17 protein-coding genes are annotated in these 20,557 nt (G+C 58.8%); 13 read left to right on the top strand and 4 right to left on the bottom strand.

Annotated features, from left to right (window positions below; genetic code table 11):
* Nucleotides 1-36: 36 nt before the first annotated feature.
* A complete protein-coding gene (locus AC13EY_RS14730) occupies nt 37-2,286 on the bottom strand; it encodes an Orn/Lys/Arg family decarboxylase (protein ID WP_228247175.1) in 2,250 nt (749 codons plus the stop codon).
* Between the two features lie 139 nt (nt 2,287-2,425).
* On the opposite strand from AC13EY_RS14730, the gene AC13EY_RS14725 reads away from it, so the two are divergent.
* The gene (locus tag AC13EY_RS14725; RefSeq protein ID WP_228247194.1) at nt 2,426-2,872 is read left to right on the top strand and encodes an acyl-CoA thioesterase; all 447 of its coding nucleotides are present in this window, start codon (nt 2,426-2,428) and stop codon (nt 2,870-2,872) included.
* Nucleotides 2,873-2,903: 31 nt separating this feature from the next.
* On the opposite strand, the gene ppnP is transcribed toward AC13EY_RS14725, so the two are convergent.
* Nucleotides 2,904-3,185: a pyrimidine/purine nucleoside phosphorylase gene (ppnP, locus tag AC13EY_RS14720; protein WP_088274107.1), complete on the bottom strand. Its 282-nt coding sequence runs from the start codon at nt 3,183-3,185 to the stop codon at nt 2,904-2,906.
* A 127-nt stretch (nt 3,186-3,312) separates the two neighbouring features.
* Between ppnP and AC13EY_RS14715 the strand changes: the two genes are divergently transcribed.
* Both AC13EY_RS14715 and AC13EY_RS14710 read left to right on the top strand, forming a co-directional pair.
* Complete coding sequence (locus tag AC13EY_RS14715; RefSeq protein ID WP_228247174.1) at nt 3,313-4,185, top strand: NAD(P)-dependent oxidoreductase; 873 nt, start codon at nt 3,313-3,315, stop codon at nt 4,183-4,185.
* Nucleotides 4,185-4,442, top strand: coding sequence for a YkgJ family cysteine cluster protein (locus AC13EY_RS14710; RefSeq protein ID WP_228247173.1), 258 nt, complete (start codon nt 4,185-4,187; stop codon nt 4,440-4,442). Before AC13EY_RS14715 ends, AC13EY_RS14710 begins: the two co-directional genes overlap by 1 nt.
* On the opposite strand, the gene AC13EY_RS14705 is transcribed toward AC13EY_RS14710, so the two are convergent.
* Together AC13EY_RS14705 and gltA are read right to left on the bottom strand one after the other, a co-directional pair.
* On the bottom strand, nt 4,439-5,326 hold the full coding sequence (locus tag AC13EY_RS14705; protein WP_228247172.1) for an EamA family transporter: 888 nt from the start codon (nt 5,324-5,326) through the stop codon (nt 4,439-4,441). The genes AC13EY_RS14710 and AC13EY_RS14705 overlap by 4 nt on opposite strands.
* Before the next feature lie 151 nt (nt 5,327-5,477).
* Complete coding sequence (gene gltA, locus AC13EY_RS14700; protein WP_088274111.1) at nt 5,478-6,752, bottom strand: citrate synthase; 1,275 nt, start codon at nt 6,750-6,752, stop codon at nt 5,478-5,480.
* A gap of 341 nt (nt 6,753-7,093) precedes the next feature.
* On the opposite strand from gltA, the gene sdhC reads away from it, so the two are divergent.
* The 10 genes from sdhC to AC13EY_RS14650 all read left to right on the top strand — a co-directional run bounded on the left by sdhC (nt 7,094) and on the right by AC13EY_RS14650 (nt 20,532).
* Nucleotides 7,094-7,480, top strand: a complete 387-nt coding sequence (gene sdhC, locus AC13EY_RS14695; RefSeq protein ID WP_228247171.1) for a succinate dehydrogenase, cytochrome b556 subunit — start codon at nt 7,094-7,096, stop codon at nt 7,478-7,480.
* Nucleotides 7,474-7,842, top strand: a complete 369-nt coding sequence (gene sdhD, locus AC13EY_RS14690) for a succinate dehydrogenase, hydrophobic membrane anchor protein (protein WP_088274113.1) — start codon at nt 7,474-7,476, stop codon at nt 7,840-7,842. Before sdhC ends, sdhD begins: the two co-directional genes overlap by 7 nt.
* Nucleotides 7,843-9,615: a succinate dehydrogenase flavoprotein subunit gene (sdhA, locus tag AC13EY_RS14685; protein WP_228247170.1), complete on the top strand. Its 1,773-nt coding sequence runs from the start codon at nt 7,843-7,845 to the stop codon at nt 9,613-9,615.
* An 11-nt stretch (nt 9,616-9,626) separates the two neighbouring features.
* A complete protein-coding gene (locus tag AC13EY_RS14680; protein ID WP_088274115.1) occupies nt 9,627-10,331 on the top strand; it encodes a succinate dehydrogenase iron-sulfur subunit in 705 nt (234 codons plus the stop codon).
* Nucleotides 10,332-10,644: 313 nt separating this feature from the next.
* Nucleotides 10,645-13,482 (top strand): 2-oxoglutarate dehydrogenase E1 component, encoded by a 2,838-nt coding sequence (locus AC13EY_RS14675; protein WP_228247169.1) that lies wholly within the window; start codon nt 10,645-10,647, stop codon nt 13,480-13,482.
* Between the two features lie 36 nt (nt 13,483-13,518).
* Nucleotides 13,519-14,739 (top strand): 2-oxoglutarate dehydrogenase complex dihydrolipoyllysine-residue succinyltransferase, encoded by a 1,221-nt coding sequence (odhB, locus tag AC13EY_RS14670; protein ID WP_228247168.1) that lies wholly within the window; start codon nt 13,519-13,521, stop codon nt 14,737-14,739.
* Between the two features lie 91 nt (nt 14,740-14,830).
* On the top strand, nt 14,831-16,267 hold the full coding sequence (gene lpdA / locus AC13EY_RS14665) for a dihydrolipoyl dehydrogenase (RefSeq protein ID WP_088274118.1): 1,437 nt from the start codon (nt 14,831-14,833) through the stop codon (nt 16,265-16,267).
* Between the two features lie 293 nt (nt 16,268-16,560).
* A complete protein-coding gene (sucC, locus tag AC13EY_RS14660; RefSeq protein WP_088274119.1) occupies nt 16,561-17,727 on the top strand; it encodes an ADP-forming succinate--CoA ligase subunit beta in 1,167 nt (388 codons plus the stop codon).
* Nucleotides 17,727-18,608 (top strand): succinate--CoA ligase subunit alpha, encoded by an 882-nt coding sequence (gene sucD, locus AC13EY_RS14655; protein ID WP_088274120.1) that lies wholly within the window; start codon nt 17,727-17,729, stop codon nt 18,606-18,608. Before sucC ends, sucD begins: the two co-directional genes overlap by 1 nt.
* A gap of 115 nt (nt 18,609-18,723) precedes the next feature.
* Nucleotides 18,724-20,532, top strand: a complete 1,809-nt coding sequence (locus AC13EY_RS14650) for a DUF4153 domain-containing protein (protein ID WP_228247167.1) — start codon at nt 18,724-18,726, stop codon at nt 20,530-20,532.
* Nucleotides 20,533-20,557: the final 25 nt, after the last annotated feature.

Here is a 20,557-nt window from a genome sequence, read left to right as displayed (position 1 = left end):
AAAATAGGTGTCAACCTATTCCAGGGCTAGACACTGTTATTCCTCGACCAGGCAGTCTACCCGCCAGTAGCGTTCGCCTTCTATCAGGTCCTGACGCAGGCCGTGAATGTCGTTGCCAAAGCCGGGGAAGCGGGTTTCCAGGTCGATTGCAGCGGCCAGGTAGGCGGCGATGGTGTTATCCGTTGGAAAGCGTTCTCCCGGCATGATGACGGGGATTCCGGGTGGGTAGGGCACCAGCATCACGGCGCTGAGCCGGCCACTGAGGGCGCTTACCGGGACGGCTTCAATCTTGCCTCTGACCATTTGCTGATAGGCATCCGCCGGGCGCAGTGTCATCTCGGGCAGCTCGGTGTACATCGCGCGCTGCAGGTGCACCAGAGCATGCTGTTTGTAGCATTGGTGCAACTGCTGACACAGGTCGCGCAGGCCAAGCCCAGCGTATTGTGGCTGCCGGGCGATCTCGGGCAGTGTGCTTTCCAGCGGTGCGTTCTGATCGTACAGGCGCTTGAATTCGCGCAGTTCCGACAGCAGCGTGCTCCATTTGCCCTTGGTTATCCCCAGCGAAAACAGAATGAGAAAGGAATATAGGCCGGTCTTCTCCACGACCAGGCCGCGACCGGCAAGGAAGCGGGTGACAATCGCTGCCGGGATGCCGCTTTTGCCAAGCCGTCCCTTCTCTTCGATACCTGGAGTGAGCAGGGTGACCTTGATTGGGTCGAGCAGCGCATAGTCCTCGGCCATGGCGCCAAAGCCATGCCAGTCGGCATTGTTGCCGAGTGTCCAGTTCTCCGCTTGCAGCTGTTCTGCGCCCAGTGCCTCCTCTGGTTCCCAGACATCGAACCACCATTCCTCATCGGCCAGCTGTTCTGCGGTCTGCTGCATGGCGCGACGGAAGGAGAGTGCCTCGTCCAGGGTTTCCTGAACCAGCGACTCGCCGGCCGGGCCGGCCATCATGCCGGTGGCAACGTCAATCGACGCAATCATGCCGTAATGGGGCGAGGTCGAGGTGTGCATCATGTAGGCCTCATTGAAGCGCTCGTGGTCGAGCTGCTGATCTGCGCTGTCGCGTGCCAGGATGATGGACGCCTGGGACAGTGCGGCTAGTACCTTGTGTGGCGACTGGGTTGCGAACACAAGGGGGTGGCCGGTTCGGCTCGGCTGGCTATGGCTCATGCCGTGCCGGCCCTGATAGAAGGGGTGGAAGGCTGCGTAGCCGTACCACGCCTCATCGAAGTGCAGCACGTCAACGCGCTCGCGCAGTTGCTCGGCGACCATGTCGGTGTTGTAGCACAGGCCGTCGTAGGTCGAGTTGGTCAGGACCGCAAGGCGAATGCGGGCGCTGTCTGTGCGGTTCTGCAGCAGGGGGTGGTTGCTGATCAGGTGAGACAGGTGCTCGCTGCTGAAACTCTGGCGGGCTATCGGGCCGATGATGCCGTAGTCGTTACGCGAGCCGGTCAGATAGATGGGGATGGCGCCAGTCATGATGATCGCGTGCAGAATCGACTTGTGGCAGTTGCGGTCAACCAGTACCAGGTCGTCACGGGTAACGTAGGCGTGCCAGATGATCTTGTTCGATGTGGAGGTGCCGTTGACCACATAGAAGGCATGATCTGCGCCGAAGACGCGGGCGGTGTTGTGTTCGGCGTCGGCAACCGGGCCGGTATGGTCAAGCAGTGAACCGAGCCCCGGTACCGAGACCGAGAGATCCGAACGCAGAGTGTTTTCGCCGAAGAAGTCATGGAAGGCACGGCCGACCGGGCTCTTGCGAAAGGCGACGCCACCGCCGTGGCCGGGTGAGTGCCAGGAGTAGCTGGCACGGCTGCTGTACTCGAGCAGGGCCTTGAAAAAGGGTGGAAGAAGCTGAGCCAGATAGCTGCGGGCGGTGCGCGCAATTTGCCCGGCAATAAAGGGCAGAGTGTCTTCAAACAGATAAATGATTCCGCGTATCTGGTGCAGTTCGCGCAGGGCGCCGAGTTGCTCGGGGTCGATGGTCTGGCGGGTGGTAATTGCCATGATCGGCAGCTCGGGAGAGCGGCTGTGCGCAGCATCAAACAGCGCCTCAACGTCGTTTATTTTGCTGAGTGCCTCGGGCGTGAAGAGGATGCAGGCGAGCCCGCGATGTGCCTCGGCAATCAGTCGGCCTTCTTCCAGCTGCTCTGCACCCAGTACCTCAAAGCCTTCATTGCCCAGAGCCTCGAGCAGCGCGGCCAGTTGGCGGCCTGCAACGTTGTTCTGTCCGATGGCGGGATGGATGACGAGGATCGGGAAGTTGAGCTGTTTGAACATGGTGCGTCCCTGATGTTGGCAGTGCCTCCAGACTAATCCAGGTTGGCGTGCTTTGCATGCAGGTGTGCGGCTTGGCTGGTGTCTTTGTAGTACCATCGCTCATTCAGCCAGCAACCACGTCGCAAGGAGATGCATGTCAGTGAATTGGGATCTGCCAACCCCTTTTGTTCAGCCTATCAAGGTCGTGTCCGAAGATATCGACGAGCTTGGGCACGCCAATAATGCAGTGTATGTGCGCTGGCTTGAGCGCTGTGCCTGGGAGCATTCCAAGTCGTTGGGGCTGGGGCTGGCGGAGTATCGTGAGCTGGATCGGGCGATGGCGGTACTGCGCCACGAGATCGATTACCTGGCGTCGGCATACGAGGGTGACGAGCTGGAGATGGCGACCTGGATCTTTACCTGGGATCGCAAGCTGCGAATGACGCGGCACTTTCAGTTGGTGCGCAAAAGGGACGGGGTCACCTTGCTCCGTGCGCGTACCATATTTGTCTGTATCGAGTTGTCTTCCGGTCGCCCAAAGCGTATGCCCGAGGCCTTTATCGAGGGTTATCGCAAAGGTATGACGCAGGCCCCGGAAGGGTTCTGAGAAGGCCCGGCGCAGGGCGCCGGGCAGGCGCTCAGCGGTACTCGCACAGGTAGGCGGTATCGCGCTCGACCTTCAGGTTGAAGCGACTGTTGGCCGGCACGGTGAACTGGTCGCCGGCGTTGTAGGTGGTCCATTCGTCGCTGCCGGGCAGCTTGACGGTCAGCGCGCCGTTGATGACGTGCATGATTTCCAGTTGGCTGGTGCCGAACTCGTACTCGCCTGGAGCCATTACGCCGACAGTGGCTGCGCCTTCGGGTTGCTTGAAGGCGATAGAGGCAACCTGACCATCGAAATACTGATTTACCTGGAACACGCGCAATACTCCTGCAGATGAAAGGGCGCTCATTATGCCGAGGGCTGATCTGGCGGGCAATTGGGGTTATGCAGGTTCGACTGTAGGGCTGGGCGGTCGTTGGCGTCTGACAACAAAGAGGTGTGCTATGGCAAATGTTGCATTTATCGGTCTGGGTGTCATGGGCTACCCCATGGCGGGGCATCTGCAGCGCGCGGGGCATCAGGTTACGGTTTATAACCGTACTGCCGAGAAGGCGGCGCGCTGGGTGCAGGAGTATGGTGGCCGTTTTGCCGACACGCCTGCCTCTGCCGCGCGAGGGCAGGATTTTGTGCTGCTGTGCGTTGGCAACGATGATGATCTGCGAGCTGTTGTGTGTGGCGAGCTGGGTGTATTTGCCGGCTCGCACAAGGGGCAGGTGGTAGTGGATCACACCACGGCATCGGCCGGCGTGGCCCGCGAGCTGGCGCAGGCCGCTGCGCAACTCGGTGTAGGCTTTCTGGATGCGCCTGTTTCCGGTGGCCAGGCGGGGGCGGAGAAGGGGCAGCTGACGATCATGGCTGGTGGTGATGAATCGGTATTCGACCTGGCGAGACCGATTCTGCATTGTTATTCGAAGATGCTCCGGCATATGGGTGAGGCGGGCAGTGGTCAGTTGACCAAGATGGTGAACCAGATATGCATCGGTGGCTTGCTCCAGGGGTTGGCCGAAGCAATGCATTTCGCTCAGCGTGCCGGGCTGGATGGCGATGCCGTGGTGTCGGTGATCAGCAAGGGCGCTGCGCAGTCCTGGCAGATGGAGAATCGCTACCGAACCATGCTTGATGGCGAATTTGATTTCGGCTTTGCGGTTGACTGGATGCGCAAGGACTTCGCCATCGTGCTGGATGAGGCCCGGCGCAACGGTGCGCAGCTGCCGGTTACGGCGCTGGTTGACCAGTTCTATGCTGATGTTCAGGCGATGGGCGGCGGGCGCTGGGATACATCCAGTCTGATCGCCCGTCTGCAGAAGGGTGATTGATGGACTGTCGTGCAGAGTGCGGCGCCTGTTGTACGGCGCCGTCCATTACCTCGCCGATTCCCGGCATGCCTGGCGGCAAGCCCGCTGGCGTGCCCTGTGTGCAGCTGCTGCCTGATATGCGCTGTGCGATCTTCGGCTCGCCTGAGCGCCCTGCGGTCTGTGCGGGATTTTTGCCGGAAGAAAGTGTTTGCGGCAGCACGCGGGCTGATGCTCTGCGGATTATTGGTTGGCTGGAGTCCGAGACAGGCGCAGCCTAGTCTGGCTGCAGCGGCCTGCCGCGACGATTTAGGGTGCCACCGAATACGTTCACTGCGAGTCCCAGCATGATCAGTAGCGCGCCCAGAATCTGCATCTCATCGAGCTTTTCGCCGAGAATCAGGCTTGATGAGCTGAGACCTACCACCGGAACGAGCATCGAGAAGGGCGCAACCCGGCCCGCCGGGTAACGCGACAGCAGTCGGCTCCAGAGGCCGTAGCCAATCAGCGTGGCGCCGAATGCCAGATAGAACAGGGCAAAAATGGCGGTCCCGCTGACCTCTGACAACGCCTGATGAATCTGTCGCGGACCTTCGAGCCAGAATGACATTGCCATAAACGGTATTGGCGGGATAAGGCTGCCCCATACCACCAGGCTGGTCAGGTTAACCTGTCCAACCTGCTTGGTAATGATGTTGCCGCAGGCCCACATCAGGGCTGCACACAGCGTCAGGATCAGGCCCAGCGTTGTGATGCTCGAGCCGCTTTGCAGGCCGATCAGCAATAACCCGGTCGCGGCGACCAGAAGGCCGGCCAGGTTGTGGATGCGGGCCTTTTCACCTAGTAGCGCAGCTGCCAGCATCAGGGTGAAAAATGCCTGCGACTGCAGCACCAGAGAGGCCATGCCTGCCGGCATGCCGCTGGTCATGGCGCTGAACAGGAATGCAAACTGCCCGAAGGAAATGGTCATCCCGTAGGCTATTAGCCAGCGCAGGGGAATGCGTGGTCGGGGTATGAAAAATACGGCCGGAATGGCTGCAAGCGTGAAGCGCATGGCGCCAAGTAGCATCGGCGGCAGGCTGTCGAGCCCTAGCTTGATAACAACGAAGTTAAGGCCCCACAACAGGATCACGGCGAGCGCGCGGAGCAGGTCACTCAGGGGCATTGGCAGGTACCTCGTGTGTTTGGGTAGCGGTCTATCCAATCACGAAAGCCCGCCGGGCAAGCCATACAGTCAGGTGCAATGAGAGCTGAACAGTTTGATGCGTGCAAAAAAATCCCCGCACATGGCGGGGATTTTTTCACTCTCGGCGCAATTACTTGGAAGGGTAGTCGCGCTGGGTTGAGCCGGTGTACAGCTGGCGCGGCCGGCCAATCTTGTACGGACCGCTGATCATCTCGTTCCAGTGCGCAATCCAGCCCGGCGTGCGGCCGGTGGCAAAGATAACGGTGAACATTTCGGTCGGAATGCCGATCGCTTTCAGGATGATGCCTGAGTAGAAATCGACGTTCGGGTACAGGTTGCGCTCCTTGAAGTACGGATCGTTGCGCGCAATCTCTTCCAGCTTCATGGCCAGTTCCAGCTGCGGATCGTTGATGCCCAGTTCGGCCAGAACTTCGTCGCAGGTCTGCTTCATGACCTTGGCGCGCGGGTCGAAGTTCTTGTAGACGCGGTGACCGAAGCCCATCAGCTTGAAAGGGTCGTCCTTGTCTTTGGCCTTGGCGACGAATTTTTCGATGTTCGATACATCACCGATCTCGTCCAGCATGCGCAGTACCGCTTCGTTTGCGCCACCGTGTGCAGGCCCCCAGAGGGCAGCGATACCTGCTGCAATGCAGGCGAACGGGTTGGCTCCGGACGAGCCGGCCAGGCGTACGGTTGAGGTGGAGGCGTTCTGCTCGTGGTCGGCGTGCAGGACGAATATACGGTCCATTGCCTTGGCCAGTACCGGGCTGATCTTCTTCTCTTCACATGGGGTATTGAACATCATGTGCAGGAAGTTTTCGGAGTAGCTCAGGTCATTGCGCGGGTACATCATGGGCTGCCCCATGGAGTACTTGTAGACCATGGCGGCCAGGGTCGGCATCTTGGCGATCAGACGAATTGCGGAAATTTCGCGATGATGCGGATCGTTGATATCCAGTGAGTCGTGGTAGAAGGCAGAGAGGGCGCCGACAACGCCGCACATGATGGCCATCGGGTGCGCATCGCGGCGGAAGCCGTTGAAGAAATTCTTCAATTGCTCGTGAACCATGGTGTGGTTCTTGATGGTGTTGTCGAACTTGGCCTTCTCTTCTGCGCTGGGCAGTTCGCCCTTGAGCAGCAGGAAGCAGGTCTCCAGGAAGTCGGATTTCTCGGCCAACTGATCGATCGGGTAGCCGCGGTGCAGGAGTACACCCTTGTCGCCGTCGATGTAGGTGATCTTGGATTCACAGGACGAAGTGGCCATAAAGCCAGGGTCGAAGGTGAATACGCCTTGGGCGGTCAAGCCGCGTACGTCCACAACGTCGGGGCCCATGGTCCCGGAATAGACTGGCAGCTCGATGGGGGCCGCGCCCTCGATGATCAACTGCGCCTTTTTGTCAGCCATTGATGGCCTCCTGTTTTGCTGTATCGAAAAGGTGACCCCCCACGCAGGGCCCGCATCACTATAAGGTGATAAATCGGTTTGTCAATTGTGCGGATAGTGAAAGGAAATGAGGTCAATTAAAAGGTTTAATTGCAAGCTTTTCTTGTTGCCTGGCTAGACTTGGCACCGCGGAAACAGAGCGTTTCCCGCCGGTTGTTTCGTTGTAATCAACGGTCTAAGTCACTATACTCCTTGACCGGCAAAGTGACCCGCAGGGCTTCGCCAGAGGCTGCTGGGGCGGGTCATTAAAGGTGTCACAGTGCATCTTCCTATAATCCAGCCCTGTCCACAGGGCCCTGAGTGTGAATATAGCCGTGAATAGCAAACGACCCGTCAACCTCGACCTCAGGACTATCAAGCTTCCTGTAACCGCATACACGTCAATTCTGCATCGCATTTCTGGCGTGATCCTGTTTGTCGCCATCGCTGGGCTTCTCTGGATGCTCGACACCTCTCTCACCTCCGAGAGCGGCTTTGAGCAGATCAAGAGCTGCCTGCAGAACCCACTGGCCAAGCTGGTCATCTGGGGCATTCTGTCCGCGCTTCTCTACCACCTCATTGCCGGTGTGCGTCATCTGGTAATGGATGCGGGGATTGGTGAAGGGCTGGAAAGCGGCAAGCTTGGTTCGCAGGTAGTAATCGTGGTTTCTGCCATCGTGATTGTTCTTCTGGGGGTGTGGATATGGTAACGAATGTCACCAACCTGTCTCGCAGCGGTCTCTATGACTGGATGGCGCAGCGCGTCTCCGCTGTAGTGCTGGCTGCTTATGTGCTGTTTTTGCTTGGCTACCTGATTTGCAATCCGGGGCTGACCTTTGCTGATTGGCATGGTCTGTTTTCCCAGAGCTGGATGCGCATCTTTAGCCTGCTGACACTGGTTTCGCTGAGTGTGCATGCGTGGGTTGGGATGTGGACCATCTCGACCGACTACCTGACTCCCATGGCCCTTGGCAAATCTGCCACCGTTGTCCGCTTCCTGTTCCAGGCGGTCTGCGGTCTGGTCATGTTCGTGATTTTCGTCTGGGGCGTGCAGATTCTCTGGGGTAACTAAATGTCTAACATTCGCACACTGACTTTTGATGCCATCATCGTGGGTGGTGGTGGTGCCGGCATGCGCGCTGCACTGCAGCTGGCTCAGGGTGGTCACAAGACCGCTGTTGTAACCAAGGTATTCCCGACTCGCTCGCACACCGTTTCGGCCCAGGGTGGCATCACCTGCGCCATCGCCTCTGCCGATCCGAATGACGATTGGCGCTGGCACATGTACGACACCGTCAAGGGCTCCGACTACATCGGTGACCAGGACGCAATCGAGTACATGTGTTCCGTTGGCCCGGAAGCGGTCTTCGAGCTTGAGCACATGGGTCTGCCGTTCTCCCGTACCGAAACCGGGCGCATCTATCAGCGTCCGTTCGGTGGTCAGTCCAAGGGGCCGGATAACCCGACTCAGGCTGCCCGTACCTGTGCTGCAGCCGACCGTACCGGTCACGCGCTGCTGCACACCCTGTATCAGAACAACGTCAAGCACAACACCTCGTTCCTGAACGAGTGGTATGCCGTGGATCTGGTCAAGAACCAGGACGGTGCTGTCGTTGGTGTTATCGCCATCTGCATTGAAACCGGCGAAACCGTCTATATCCGTGCCAAGGCTACCGTGCTGGCGACTGGCGGTGCAGGTCGCATCTATGCCTCTACCACCAACGCCCTGATCAATACTGGCGACGGCGTTGGCATGGCTCTGCGTGCTGGCGTGCCGGTGCAGGACATCGAAATGTGGCAGTTCCACCCGACCGGTATCGCCGGCGCCGGCACCCTGGTTACCGAGGGTTGCCGTGGCGAAGGTGGCTACCTGATCAACAAGCACGGTGAGCGTTTCATGGAGCGTTATGCTCCGAACGCGAAAGACCTGGCTGGCCGCGACGTGGTTGCGCGCTCCATGGTCAAGGAAATTCTGGCCGGTAACGGCTGTGGTCCGGATGGCGACCACGTCATGCTCAAGCTGGATCACCTGGGCGAGGAAGTGCTGCACAGCCGTCTGCCCGGTATCTGCGAACTGTCCAAGACCTTCGCCCACGTTGATCCGGTCACTGCGCCGATCCCGGTTGTTCCGACCTGTCACTACATGATGGGTGGTATCGCTACCAATATTCATGGTCAGGCGATTACCCAGGATGCCAACGGCAACGACAAGATTGTTGAAGGTCTGTTCGCTGTTGGTGAAGTGGCCTGCGTATCCGTACACGGCGCCAACCGTCTGGGCGGCAACTCGCTGCTGGACCTGGTTGTATTTGGTCGTGCTGCCGGTCTGCACCTGGAGTCTGCACTGAAGGAAGGCATCGATCACCGCGGTGCGTCCGAGTCCGACATCGACGCCTCCCTGGCGCGCCTGTCCGGTCTGAACGAGCGTACTACCGGCGAAGACGTTGCTCCGCTGCGTAAGGAACTGCAGAACTGCATGCAGAACTATTTCGGTGTATTCCGTACCGGTGAATACATGCAGAAGGGTATTGCTCAGCTGGCTGATCTGCGTGAGCGCATTGCCAACGTCAAGATCGAAGACAAGAGTCAGGCATTCAACACCGCACGTATCGAAGCGCTGGAACTGCAGAACCTGCTGGAAGTGGCTGAAGCCACTGCGATCGCAGCTGAAGCCCGCAAGGAAAGCCGCGGCGCCCACGCGCGTGAAGACTTCGAGGATCGCGATGACGTGAACTGGCTGTGCCACAGCCTGTACATGCCTGAAACCAAGCAGCTGAACAAGCGCGCGGTCAACTTCGCGCCCAAGACTGTTCCGGCATTTGAGCCTAAAGTGCGTACTTACTAAGGGTGATCGATATGTTGCAAGTTAGTGTTTATCGTTACAACCCCGAGAGCGACAACGCTCCTCACATGCAGGACTTTCAGGTTGATACCGGCGGCAAGGACATCATGGTTCTTGACGTGCTGGCCCTGATCAAGGAACAGGATGTAGGTTTTTCCTACCGCCGTTCCTGTCGTGAAGGTGTGTGCGGCTCTGATGGCATGAATATCAACGGCAAAAACGGCCTGGCGTGTATCACTCCGCTGTCTTCCGTGGTCAAGAACAACAAGCTTGTGCTGCGTCCTTTGCCAGGTTTGCCGGTAATTCGTGACTTGGTTGTAGATATGAGCATCTTCTACAAGCAGTACGAAAAAGTGCAGCCGTATCTGCAAAACGACACGCCGGCGCCCGCTATCGAGCGCCTGCAGTCACCCGAAGAGCGGGAAAAACTGGATGGCCTGTACGAGTGTATTCTCTGTGCTTGCTGTTCGACGTCCTGTCCTTCCTTCTGGTGGAACCCGGACAAGTTTATCGGCCCGGCTGGTCTGCTGCAGGCTTACCGCTTCCTGGCGGATAGTCGCGATGAAAAGACCGACGAGCGTCTGGCTTCGCTGGATGATCCGTTCAGTGTATTCCGCTGCCGCGGCATCATGAACTGCGTGAATGTGTGCCCGAAGGGTCTCAACCCGACTCGTGCCATTGGTCACATCCGCAACATGCTGCTGCAAAGCGGTACCTGATCGGCTTAAATTGCATTAAGTTGGCCTGTACCGGCTCCTGCCATAGGGAGCCGGTCAGTTTTTTAACGAGCCGCAGCCCAAAAAGCAGCGGTTTGTATGTACCTAAACCAGCAGGGGCACTCGGGTAACACCCGAACTATCTGTCGGGGCCGGCAATTTTCCGTTAAACGGGATAGGTGGCGGCAGGATTGGAGGCAGCGACACTGCCACTAGTCAACGCCAGCAGTTTCGCGCGGATGGCTGAGTCATTGAATGACTCGCCAATTAATGGTCTTAGCGCCAGGTGGTGTCCCCTTATAGAGGGTGACCAAGCATGCCAGACAGCGTAATGCAGCAGCTGTGGAGCACCTCTCACCTTGATGGTGGGAATGCGTCCTATGTTGAAGAGCTTTATGAGCTCTACCTGCAAGATCCGAACAGTGTTTCCGAAGAGTGGCGAAGCTATTTCCAAAAGCTGCCCCAGGTAAACGGTCACGCCGGTTCGGACGTTCCCCACTCCGCAATTCGCGACCACTTCCTTCAGCTCGCCAAGAGCAATCGTCGTCCGCAGGCTGTCAGCGGCGGCGCAGTCAGTAGCGAGCACGAGAAAAAGCAGATCGATGTTCTGCGTCTGATCCAGGCTTTCCGGATGCGTGGCCATCAGGCTTCCACTCTTGATCCCCTGGGCCTTTGGAAGCGCGAAGAAATCGCCGACCTGACTCTGGCCGATTACGGCCTGACCAATGCTGATCTGGACACGGTGTTCCGCACCGGTGAGCTGCAGATCGGCAAGGATGAGGCGACCCTGCGTGAAATTCTGGATGCGCTGAAATCGACCTATTGCTCGACCTTCGGGGCCGAGTACATGCACATCGTGGATTCCACTCAGCGCCGCTGGTTCCAGCAGCGTATCGAAAGCGTGCGCGGCAAGCCCCAGCTGGGCGCTGATACCAAGCGTCACCTGCTCGAGCGTCTGACTGCTGCTGAAGGTCTGGAGAAGTATCTGGGTACCAAGTATCCGGGTACCAAGCGTTTTGGTGTGGAAGGGGGTGAGAGCCTCATTCCCATGCTGGATGAAATCATTCAGCGTGCAGGCTCCTACGGCACCCAGGAAGTTGTGCTCGGCATGGCACACCGCGGCCGATTGAACGTGCTGGTCAACACCCTCGGCAAGAACCCCCGCGACCTGTTCGACGAGTTCGAAGGCAAGAAGAAGGTCGACATGGGCTCCGGTGACGTCAAGTACCACCAGGGCTTCTCGTCCAACGTCATGACCTCCGGTGGCGAAGTCCATTTGGCGCTGGCCTTCAACCCGTCTCACCTGGAGATTGTTTCTCCGGTGGTCGAGGGGTCCGTACGCGCCCGTCAGGACCGTCGCCTCGACGTGACTGGCGACAAGGTGCTGCCGATCAGCATTCACGGTGATGCAGCCTTTGCCGGTCAGGGTGTGGTCATGGAGACATTCCAGATGTCCCAGACCCGAGCCTACAAGACTGGTGGTACCATCCACATCGTCATCAACAACCAGGTTGGCTTCACCACCAGCCGCCAGGACGATGCGCGTTCCACCGAGTACTGCACCGACGTTGCCAAGATGATTCAGGCGCCGATCTTCCACGTCAATGGCGATGATCCGGAAGCGGTTCTGTTTGTAACCCAGCTGGCCGTTGACTACCGCATGCAGTTCAAGCGTGACGTCGTCATCGATATGGTCTGCTACCGCCGTCGCGGCCACAACGAAGCCGACGAGCCCTCTGGTACCCAGCCGCTGATGTATGAAGTCATCACCAAGCACCCGACAACCCGCGAAATCTACGCGGAGCGCCTGGTTGCCGAAGGCGTGCTGAGCAAGGAAGACGTTCAGGATTACTTCGAGGAGTACCGCAACGCGCTGGATAACGGTGACCACGTGGTCAAGAGCCTGGTCAAGGAGCCGGACAGCAGTTCGTTCGTTGACTGGACGCCGTACCTGAATCACAAGTGGACTGCGCGTCACGACACCAGTTTTGACCTGAAAACGCTTCAGGAACTGGCCAACCGCTTGACGGATCTGCCGGACGGTCTGGTTCTGCAGCGTCAGGTCGGCAAGATCATTGAAGACCGTCGCAAGATGGCTGCCGGTGCTCTGGCGCTGAACTGGGGTTTCGCCGAAACCATGGCCTACGCCACGCTGCTGCACGAAGGTCACCCCGTGCGCATCACTGGTCAGGACGTGGGTCGCGGCACCTTCTCGCACCGTCACGCTGTGCTGCACAGTCAAAACGATGGCCGTGCCTATGTTCCGCTGCGCAAGCTGAGCGACAACCAGCCGCGTTTCGATATCTACGACTCCTTCCTGTCGGAGGAGGCCGTACTGGCGTTTGAATACGGTTACGCAACAACCACGCCCAATGCGCTGGTTATCTGGGAAGCCCAGTTCGGTGACTTCTTCAATGGTGCCCAGGTGGTCGTCGACCAGTTCATCACCAGCGGCGAGCACAAGTGGGGACGTCTGTGTGGTCTGACCATGCTGCTGCCGCACGGCTACGAAGGGCAGGGTCCGGAGCACTCGTCCGCCCGTCTCGAGCGCTTCCTGCAACTGTGTGCCGAGCACAACATTCAGGTGTGCGTGCCGTCTACTCCGGCTCAGGTCTACCACATGCTGCGCCGCCAGGTGATTCGTCCGCTGCGCAAGCCGCTGATTGCCCTGACTCCCAAGTCGCTGCTGCGCCACAAGCTGGCGACCTCGACACTGGAAGAACTGGCCGAAGGCTCCTTCCAGACCGTGATTCCGGAGATCGATGCAATCGATCCGAAGAAGGTTGATCGCGTCGTCATGTGTAGCGGCAAGGTCTACTATGACCTGCTGGAAAAGCGTCGCAATGAGGAGCTGGACAACGTTGCGGTTATTCGTATCGAACAGCTGTATCCGTTCCCTGAGGACGATCTGGCCGATGTGCTGGCACCCTACAAGAACCTGAAGAAGGTTGTCTGGTGTCAGGAAGAGCCGATGAACCAGGGCGCCTGGTACTGCAGCCAGCATCATATGCGTCGTGTACTGTCTCAGCACAAGACCAAGAATCTGTATCTGGACTACGCTGGACGTGAGGCTTCTGCCGCGCCGGCCTGCGGCCATCCTTCCATGCACGCTGAACAGCAGGAAAAGCTCCTGCAAGACGCCTTTACCGTCTGAGCTACGCCAGACAACAGAGATTAATAAGGATCGACAATGGCTATTGAAATCAAAGCCCCAACTTTTCCGGAATCGGTGGCTGACGGCACTGTTGCCACTTGGCACAAGCAACCGGGTGATGCGGTAAAACGCGATGAGCTGCTGGTAGATATCGAGACCGACAAGGTCGTTATGGAAGTGCTGGCGGAAGCTGACGGCGTCATGGGCGACATTGCCAAGGCCGAAGGCGACACCGTACTGAGTGGCGAAGTCCTGGGCGTGCTGAGAGACGGTGAGGCTGCTGCAGCGCCGGCTGCCAAGCCGGCTGAGGCCAAGGCCGAGTCTGCACCGGCTGCTGCCGAAGCCACGGGCGAAGAGCCCATGCTGTCGCCGGCCGCTCGCAAGCTGGCCGAGGAAAACGGTCTGGTCGCGTCCGATATTTCCGGTACCGGCAAGGGCGGTCGCGTCACCAAGGAAGACGTGCTGAACGCTGTTGAAGCCAAGAAGAACGCTCCGGCTGCCAAGCCTGCTGCACCGGCAGCGCCGGCTGCCGCTGTTGCGCTGCCTGAAGGCGATCGGACCGAGAAACGCGTGCCGATGACCCGCCTGCGTGCGCGTATCGCCGAGCGTCTGGTTGACGCCCAGTCCAACATGGCCATGCTGACTACCTTCAACGAGGTCAACATGAAGCCGGTCATGGACCTGCGCAGCAAGTACAAGGACCTGTTCGAGAAGAAGCACAACGGCGTGCGTCTGGGCTTCATGTCCTTCTTCGTCAAGGCGGCTACCGAAGCACTCAAGCGCTTCCCGGCGGTCAACGCCTCCATTGACGGCAACGACATTGTCTACCACGGCTATCAGGATATTGGCGTTGCCGTATCCAGTGACCGCGGTCTTGTTGTGCCGATTCTGCGCAACACCGAGCACATGGGCCTGGCAGACATCGAAGGCACCATCGCCGATTACGGCCGCAAGGCTCGCGACGGCAAGCTGACCATGGAAGAGATGACCGGCGGCACCTTCACTATCTCCAACGGTGGTGTATTCGGTTCGCTGGTATCCACTCCGATCGTGAACCCGCCGCAGGCAGCTATTCTGGGCATGCACAAGATCCAGGAGCGGCCGATGGCGGTCAACGGTCAGGTTGTCATCCTGCCGATGATGTATCTGGCACTGTCCTACGACCACCGCCTGATCGACGGCAAGGAAGCGGTGAGCTTCCTGGTTGCCATCAAGGACCTGCTGGAAGACCCGGCTCGTCTGCTGCTGGACGTTTGATCGGTACTACGGGTTTTTAGCAGCAGATTACTCGCCCGGCACCCAGTGCCGGGCTCCGTTTTGAGTTCTGCTGCCAACAGAGGATTTGCTCATGAGTCAGAAATACGATGTGGTAGTCATTGGCGCGGGCCCTGGCGGCTACGTTGCCGCCATCCGTGCCGCGCAGCTGGGTCTGAAGACCGCCTGTATCGAGAAATACGTCGGCAAGGACGGCAAGAACGCCCTTGGTGGCACCTGCCTGAATGTTGGCTGTATCCCGTCCAAGGCACTGCTGGACAGCAGCTGGAAGTACTACGAAGCCAAAGAGGGCTACAAGGTCCACGGCATCGACGTCAAGGGCATCAGCATGGATGTTCCGGCGATGGTCGAGCGCAAGGACAAGATCGTCAAGCAGTTCAGCGGTGGCGTTGCGACCCTGTTCAAGGCCAATGGTGTTACCAGCATTGAAGGTCACGGCAAGCTGCTGGCCGGCAAGAAGGTTGAAGTCACCGCCCCCGATGGTACCGTGACTGTACTGGATGCTGAGAACGTGATTCTGGCCTCCGGCTCCGTGCCGATCAACATTCCGCCGGCACCGCTGACCGACGATATTATCGTCGATTCCACCGGTGCTCTGGACTTCACCTCTGTACCGAAGAAACTGGGCGTTATCGGCGCTGGTGTGATCGGTCTGGAACTGGGTTCGGTATGGCGCCGTCTGGGCGCTGAAGTGGTCGTATTCGAAGCACTGGATTCCTTCCTGAGCCTGGCCGATGAGCAGGTTGCCAAGGAAGCCTTGAAGACCTTCACCAAGCAGGGTCTGCAGGTTCGCCTGGGCGCGCGCGTTACCGGTACCGAGATCAAGCGCAAGCAGGTCACCGTGTCGTTTACCGACAGCGAAGGCGAGCAGCAGCTGACCTTTGACAAGCTGATTGTGGCCGTTGGCCGCCGTCCTTACACCGAAAACCTGCTGGCCTCCGATTGTGGTGTCGATCTGGACGAGCGTGGCATGGTGTATGTTGATGACTACTGCGCCACCAGCGTGCCGGGCGTATACGCCGTCGGTGACATGGTTCGCGGCCCGATGCTGGCCCACAAGTCGTCGGAAGAGGGCGTAATGGTTGCCGAGCGCATCGCCGGGCACAAGGCCGCGATGAACTACGACCTGATCCCGTCTGTTATTTACACCCACCCGGAAATCGCATGGGTCGGCAAGAACGAGAAGCAGCTCAAGGCTGAAGGCGTCGAGTTCAACGTCGGCGTATTCCCGTTCGCTGCCAGTGGTCGTGCGGTTGCCGCCAACGACACCGGCGGCTTCGTCAAGATGATTGCCGATGCCAAGACAGACCGCGTATTGGGTGTTCACGTTATTGGCCCTAGCGCTGCCGAACTCGTTCAGCAGGGCGCCATCGCGATGGAATTCGGTACCAGCGCAGAAGATCTGGGCATGATGGTCTTCTCGCACCCGACGCTGTCCGAGGCGCTGCATGAAGCGGCACTGGCGGTAAATGGCCACGCAATTCATGTCGCCAACCGCAAGAAGCGTTAATATAGCGCGCTGACCCGGCGGTCGCAGTGCGACAGTCGGGTCAACAGCGCAGCTTAAAGGACAACTTTGGCCGAGCAATCGGCCAGGCCACGATAGGGTGGTCAGCCGTGTTGCCGGATGCCGGTTTGCCCGTCACGAGCCCGTCGAAAAGGGCGAGTGCAGGCAGAAGGGCATGTAAAGGATGAGACATGTGCGGGTCAGCAGGTCTCCGGCAGAACGGCATTGGTGGTTACGGTCCCCTAGGACAGTGGCTATAAAACGTAATTCCTACACGATCAAAACGGTAGAAAAGCATGAATCTTCACGAATATCAGGGGAAGCAGCTGTTCGCTGAATACGGCCTTCCAGTATCCAAGGGTTTTGCTGTCGACACTCCGGAAGAAGCGGCTGAAGCCTGTGACAAGATTGGCGGCGATATGTGGGTCGTCAAGGCTCAGGTTCACGCTGGTGGCCGCGGTAAAGCCGGCGGTGTAAAGCTGGTCAAGAGCAAGGAAGATGCAAAAGCCTTCGCCGAGAAGTGGCTGGGTCAGCGTCTGGTTACTTACCAGACTGATGCCAATGGTCAGCCGGTCAGCAAGATTCTGGTTGAGTCCTGCACCGACATCGCCAAGGAACTGTACCTGGGCGCGGTAGTTGATCGTTCCACTCGCCGTATCGTCTTCATGGCCTCCACCGAAGGTGGTGTCGAGATCGAGAAGGTTGCGGAAGAGACGCCTGAGAAGATCCTGAAAGCTACCATCGACCCGCTGGTTGGCCCGCAGCCCTATCAGGGCCGTGAGCTGGCATTCAAGCTGGGCCTCGAAGGCGACCAGATCAAGCAGTTCACCAACATTTTCGTAGGCCTTGGCAAGCTGTTCGCCGACTACGACCTGGCGCTGCTGGAAATCAATCCGCTGGTGATCAAGGAAGACGGCAACCTGCATTGCCTGGACGCCAAGATCAACATCGACGGCAACGCCATGTACCGTCAGCCCAAGCTGCGCGCCATGCACGATCCGTCCCAGGACGATCCGCGTGAAGCCCACGCTGCCAAGTTCGAACTGAACTACGTTGCTCTGGAAGGCAACATCGGCTGCATGGTCAACGGCGCCGGTCTGGCCATGGGTACCATGGACATCGTCAACCTGCACGGCGGCAAGCCTGCCAACTTCCTGGACGTGGGCGGCGGCGCGACCAAAGAGCGCGTTACCGAAGCGTTCAAGATCATCCTGTCCGACTCCAACGTACAAGCGGTTCTGGTTAACATCTTCGGCGGTATCGTACGCTGCGACATGATTGCTGAAGGCATCATCGGCGCCGTTAAAGAAGTAGGCGTCAAGGTACCGGTTGTTGTTCGTCTGGAAGGCAACAACGCCGATCTCGGCGCCAAGGTATTGGCCGAGAGTGGCCTGAACATCATCGCTGCAACCAGTCTGACCGACGCTGCCCAGCAAGTCGTCAAGGCCGCGGAGGGTAAATAATGAGCATCCTGATCAACAAAGACACCAAGGTCATCTGCCAGGGCTTCACCGGCTCGCAGGGTACTTTCCACTCCGAGCAGGCGATTGCCTACGGCACCAAGATGGTTGGTGGCGTTACTCCGGGCAAAGGTGGCACTACTCACCTGGGCCTGCCGGTGTTCAACACCGTTGCTGAAGCTGTTGAGGCAACTGGCGCCGAAGCCAGCGTGATCTACGTTCCGGCTCCGTTCTGCAAGGACTCCATCCTTGAAGCGGCCAACAGCGGCATCAAGCTGATTGTCTGCATCACCGAAGGCATCCCGACTCTCGACATGCTGGACGCCAAGGTCAAGTGTGACGAGCTGGGCGTGCGCCTGATCGGCCCGAACTGCCCGGGTGTCATCACCCCCGGCGAGTGCAAGATCGGTATCATGCCGGGTCACATCCACCTGCCGGGCAAAGTCGGTATCGTTTCCCGTTCCGGTACCCTGACCTATGAAGCGGTCAAGCAGACTACTGACGCCGGCTTCGGTCAGTCCACTTGCGTCGGTATCGGTGGCGACCCGATCCCGGGCTCCAACTTCATCGACATCCTGAAGATGTTCCAGGAAGATCCGAAGACCGAAGCGATCGTCATGATCGGTGAGATCGGCGGTAGCGCTGAAGAAGAAGCGGCTGCGTTCATCAAGGCCAACGTCACCAAGCCGGTTGTATCCTACATCGCTGGTGTTACTGCTCCGGCAGGCAAGCGTATGGGTCACGCTGGTGCGATCATCTCCGGCGGCAAGGGTACTGCAGACGAGAAGTTTGCTGCTCTGGAAGACGCTGGCGTGAAAACTGTTCGCTCGCTGGCCGACATCGGCGCAGCGCTGGCTGAACTGACTGGCTGGACCATGAAGTAATTTTCATTGGTCAACGGTAGTGACAGAACCCCGCTTCGGCGGGGTTTTGTTTTATCTGCCATGCTTTCCCACATCGCTGTGTGCCGGGGCACATGGGTCGCAGGATATGAGTCACATGAAGGTATTTGACCGGATTAGCGTTCTGCATCTTATGGCAGGGGCGCTGCAGGCCATGCTCGCATACGGGTTATACCAGTCGGCCGAGTTGCATGTCTGGCCGGCAACCCATGCTGCCGCCTATATCCCGCTGTTCATGGTAATGGTCTTTCTGCCGCTGAGTTTTTACTGCGCCAGTGAGGCGATTGCGGTGCGGCGCTGGCTGCTGAGTATTGGCGTAGCGCTGGCTGCCGCACTGGTTGGTCTGCATCAGGGCCTTACGACCGGCAGCTTGCGTCGACATGCCGAGACTGCTGCCGGTTGGTCGCCGTCGCAGGTAGGGGACTACCTTGGGCCTGCCTTGATCTTTTTTGTGGCGGCGTTCCTGCTGGTTCCCGCACTGGCACTCATATCGCGTGATCGCTGGCGAGTAGATTACGCTCGTTGGGTTGACGCCTTGCTCCGTAACGCGCTGATTCTTGCGCAGGCTGCGCTGGTTCTTGCGCTGTTCTGGGGCGTCCTGGCGTCTGCTGCAGGATTGTTCAAGCTGGTGGCGTTGACCTTTCTCGCGGATCTGATTGAGCAAGCGTGGTTTTCAATACCTCTGAGTACGCTGGTGTTCGCCCACGCAGTGTCGGTAGTCGTTCGCATAAATCGGGTAGCTGACTTTATTTATCTGCGTGCGAGGCAGCTTTGCGGTTGGTTGTATCCCTTGGCTGCGCTGCTGGGGATCGGGTTTGTCGGCAGCTGGGGCGTACAGGGCATCGAGCGACTGCTCTCCACCGGTCGTGCTGCCAGTCTGTTGCTGTGGTTTGTGGTGCTCAGCCTGCTACTGCTCAACCTGGCGTCGCGAGGCGGCGCCGAGCCGGTGGCTGGAGGGCGCGCGATGCGCACGTTAACGGCGCTGGGCAAGCTGGTGTTGCTGCCGATGGTGGCAGTGGCCGGTTATTCGCTCAGTTTGCGTATCAGTCAGTACGGTCTGACGCCGGAGCGTGTCTGGGCAATGGTGGTTACGTTGATTGTCGGGTTGCTTGTGGGCGGTTACGTACTGGATGCACTTGTCGCGCTGCGCGGCCGTTATCCAGGCTCGCTGATGCCCGCGACCAATGTTGTTGCTGCGGTAGTCACGGTGCTCGCGATACTGTTGCTGCTCGGAGGCCCGCTTGATCCAAGACGTTTGAGCGTAAACAGTCAGATGGCGCGACTGGATGTGTCGGGCGGAGACGATCAGGCGTTGGTCAACTTTCTGGCCTGGCAAGGTGGCAACTACGGTGTGGTGGCGCTGACGTCGCTTGCCCGCGAGGCGAGTGAGAGCGATAGCGGGGCGGCGCGCCGCTCGGCCATGGCTCTGCAGATGCTTGGGCGCATGCGCGAAAATCGCAGCCGGTTGCATGAGCAGGTTGCTTCGCTACCGGTGTTCCCCCGTACGAGCACTGTACCTTCTGCGCTGCTGGAAAGGTTGGGTGATGAACCGCTGCTGGCCGGCTGCAGTGCTCAGGTAGCTGATAATAACGCGTGTCTGATTTGGGCCTTGCAACTGGAGGTCACCGGCCAGTCCGCTTTTGTTGTACTGGGACGCGAGTTCACAGAGCAGCCACCCTTTGGCCGAATCTGGTTTGAAGACGAGCAGGGCGGCTGGCAGATCGGCGGTACGCTCGGCCCGGCTCAGACGCTGGATGGTTGCGAGGCCAGCGATTACCGCCCGGCAGGTTTGTTCGATGCAGTAGTGCAGAACAGGGTAGAATTCGCCGCCAAAAACATACGGGACCTGGTTTTTGACCGGTTTCGGATTCCCACGACTATCTGGTCTGCCGACGGTTGTCGGTAGCGTCCTGGGCTTAAATTCAGGTTCG

Source organism: Halopseudomonas sp. L-58, assembly GCF_056859475.1.
This window is presented reverse-complemented; position numbering and strand designations above follow the sequence as displayed.

Coding starts and splice junctions, on each gene's coding strand:
- AC13EY_RS14730 (WP_228247175.1), bottom strand. CDS start 2,286: ATGTTCAAACAGCTCAACTTCCCGATCCTCGTCATCCATCCCGCCATC.
- AC13EY_RS14715 (WP_228247174.1), top strand. CDS start 3,313: ATGGCAAATGTTGCATTTATCGGTCTGGGTGTCATGGGCTACCCCATG.
- AC13EY_RS14710 (WP_228247173.1), top strand. CDS start 4,185: ATGGACTGTCGTGCAGAGTGCGGCGCCTGTTGTACGGCGCCGTCCATT.
- AC13EY_RS14705 (WP_228247172.1), bottom strand. CDS start 5,326: ATGCCCCTGAGTGACCTGCTCCGCGCGCTCGCCGTGATCCTGTTGTGG.
- gltA (WP_088274111.1), bottom strand. CDS start 6,752: ATGGCTGACAAAAAGGCGCAGTTGATCATCGAGGGCGCGGCCCCCATC.
- sdhD (WP_088274113.1), top strand. CDS start 7,474: ATGGTAACGAATGTCACCAACCTGTCTCGCAGCGGTCTCTATGACTGG.
- sdhA (WP_228247170.1), top strand. CDS start 7,843: ATGTCTAACATTCGCACACTGACTTTTGATGCCATCATCGTGGGTGGT.
- AC13EY_RS14680 (WP_088274115.1), top strand. CDS start 9,627: ATGTTGCAAGTTAGTGTTTATCGTTACAACCCCGAGAGCGACAACGCT.
- AC13EY_RS14675 (WP_228247169.1), top strand. CDS start 10,645: ATGCCAGACAGCGTAATGCAGCAGCTGTGGAGCACCTCTCACCTTGAT.
- odhB (WP_228247168.1), top strand. CDS start 13,519: ATGGCTATTGAAATCAAAGCCCCAACTTTTCCGGAATCGGTGGCTGAC.
- lpdA (WP_088274118.1), top strand. CDS start 14,831: ATGAGTCAGAAATACGATGTGGTAGTCATTGGCGCGGGCCCTGGCGGC.
- sucC (WP_088274119.1), top strand. CDS start 16,561: ATGAATCTTCACGAATATCAGGGGAAGCAGCTGTTCGCTGAATACGGC.
- sucD (WP_088274120.1), top strand. CDS start 17,727: ATGAGCATCCTGATCAACAAAGACACCAAGGTCATCTGCCAGGGCTTC.
- AC13EY_RS14650 (WP_228247167.1), top strand. CDS start 18,724: ATGAAGGTATTTGACCGGATTAGCGTTCTGCATCTTATGGCAGGGGCG.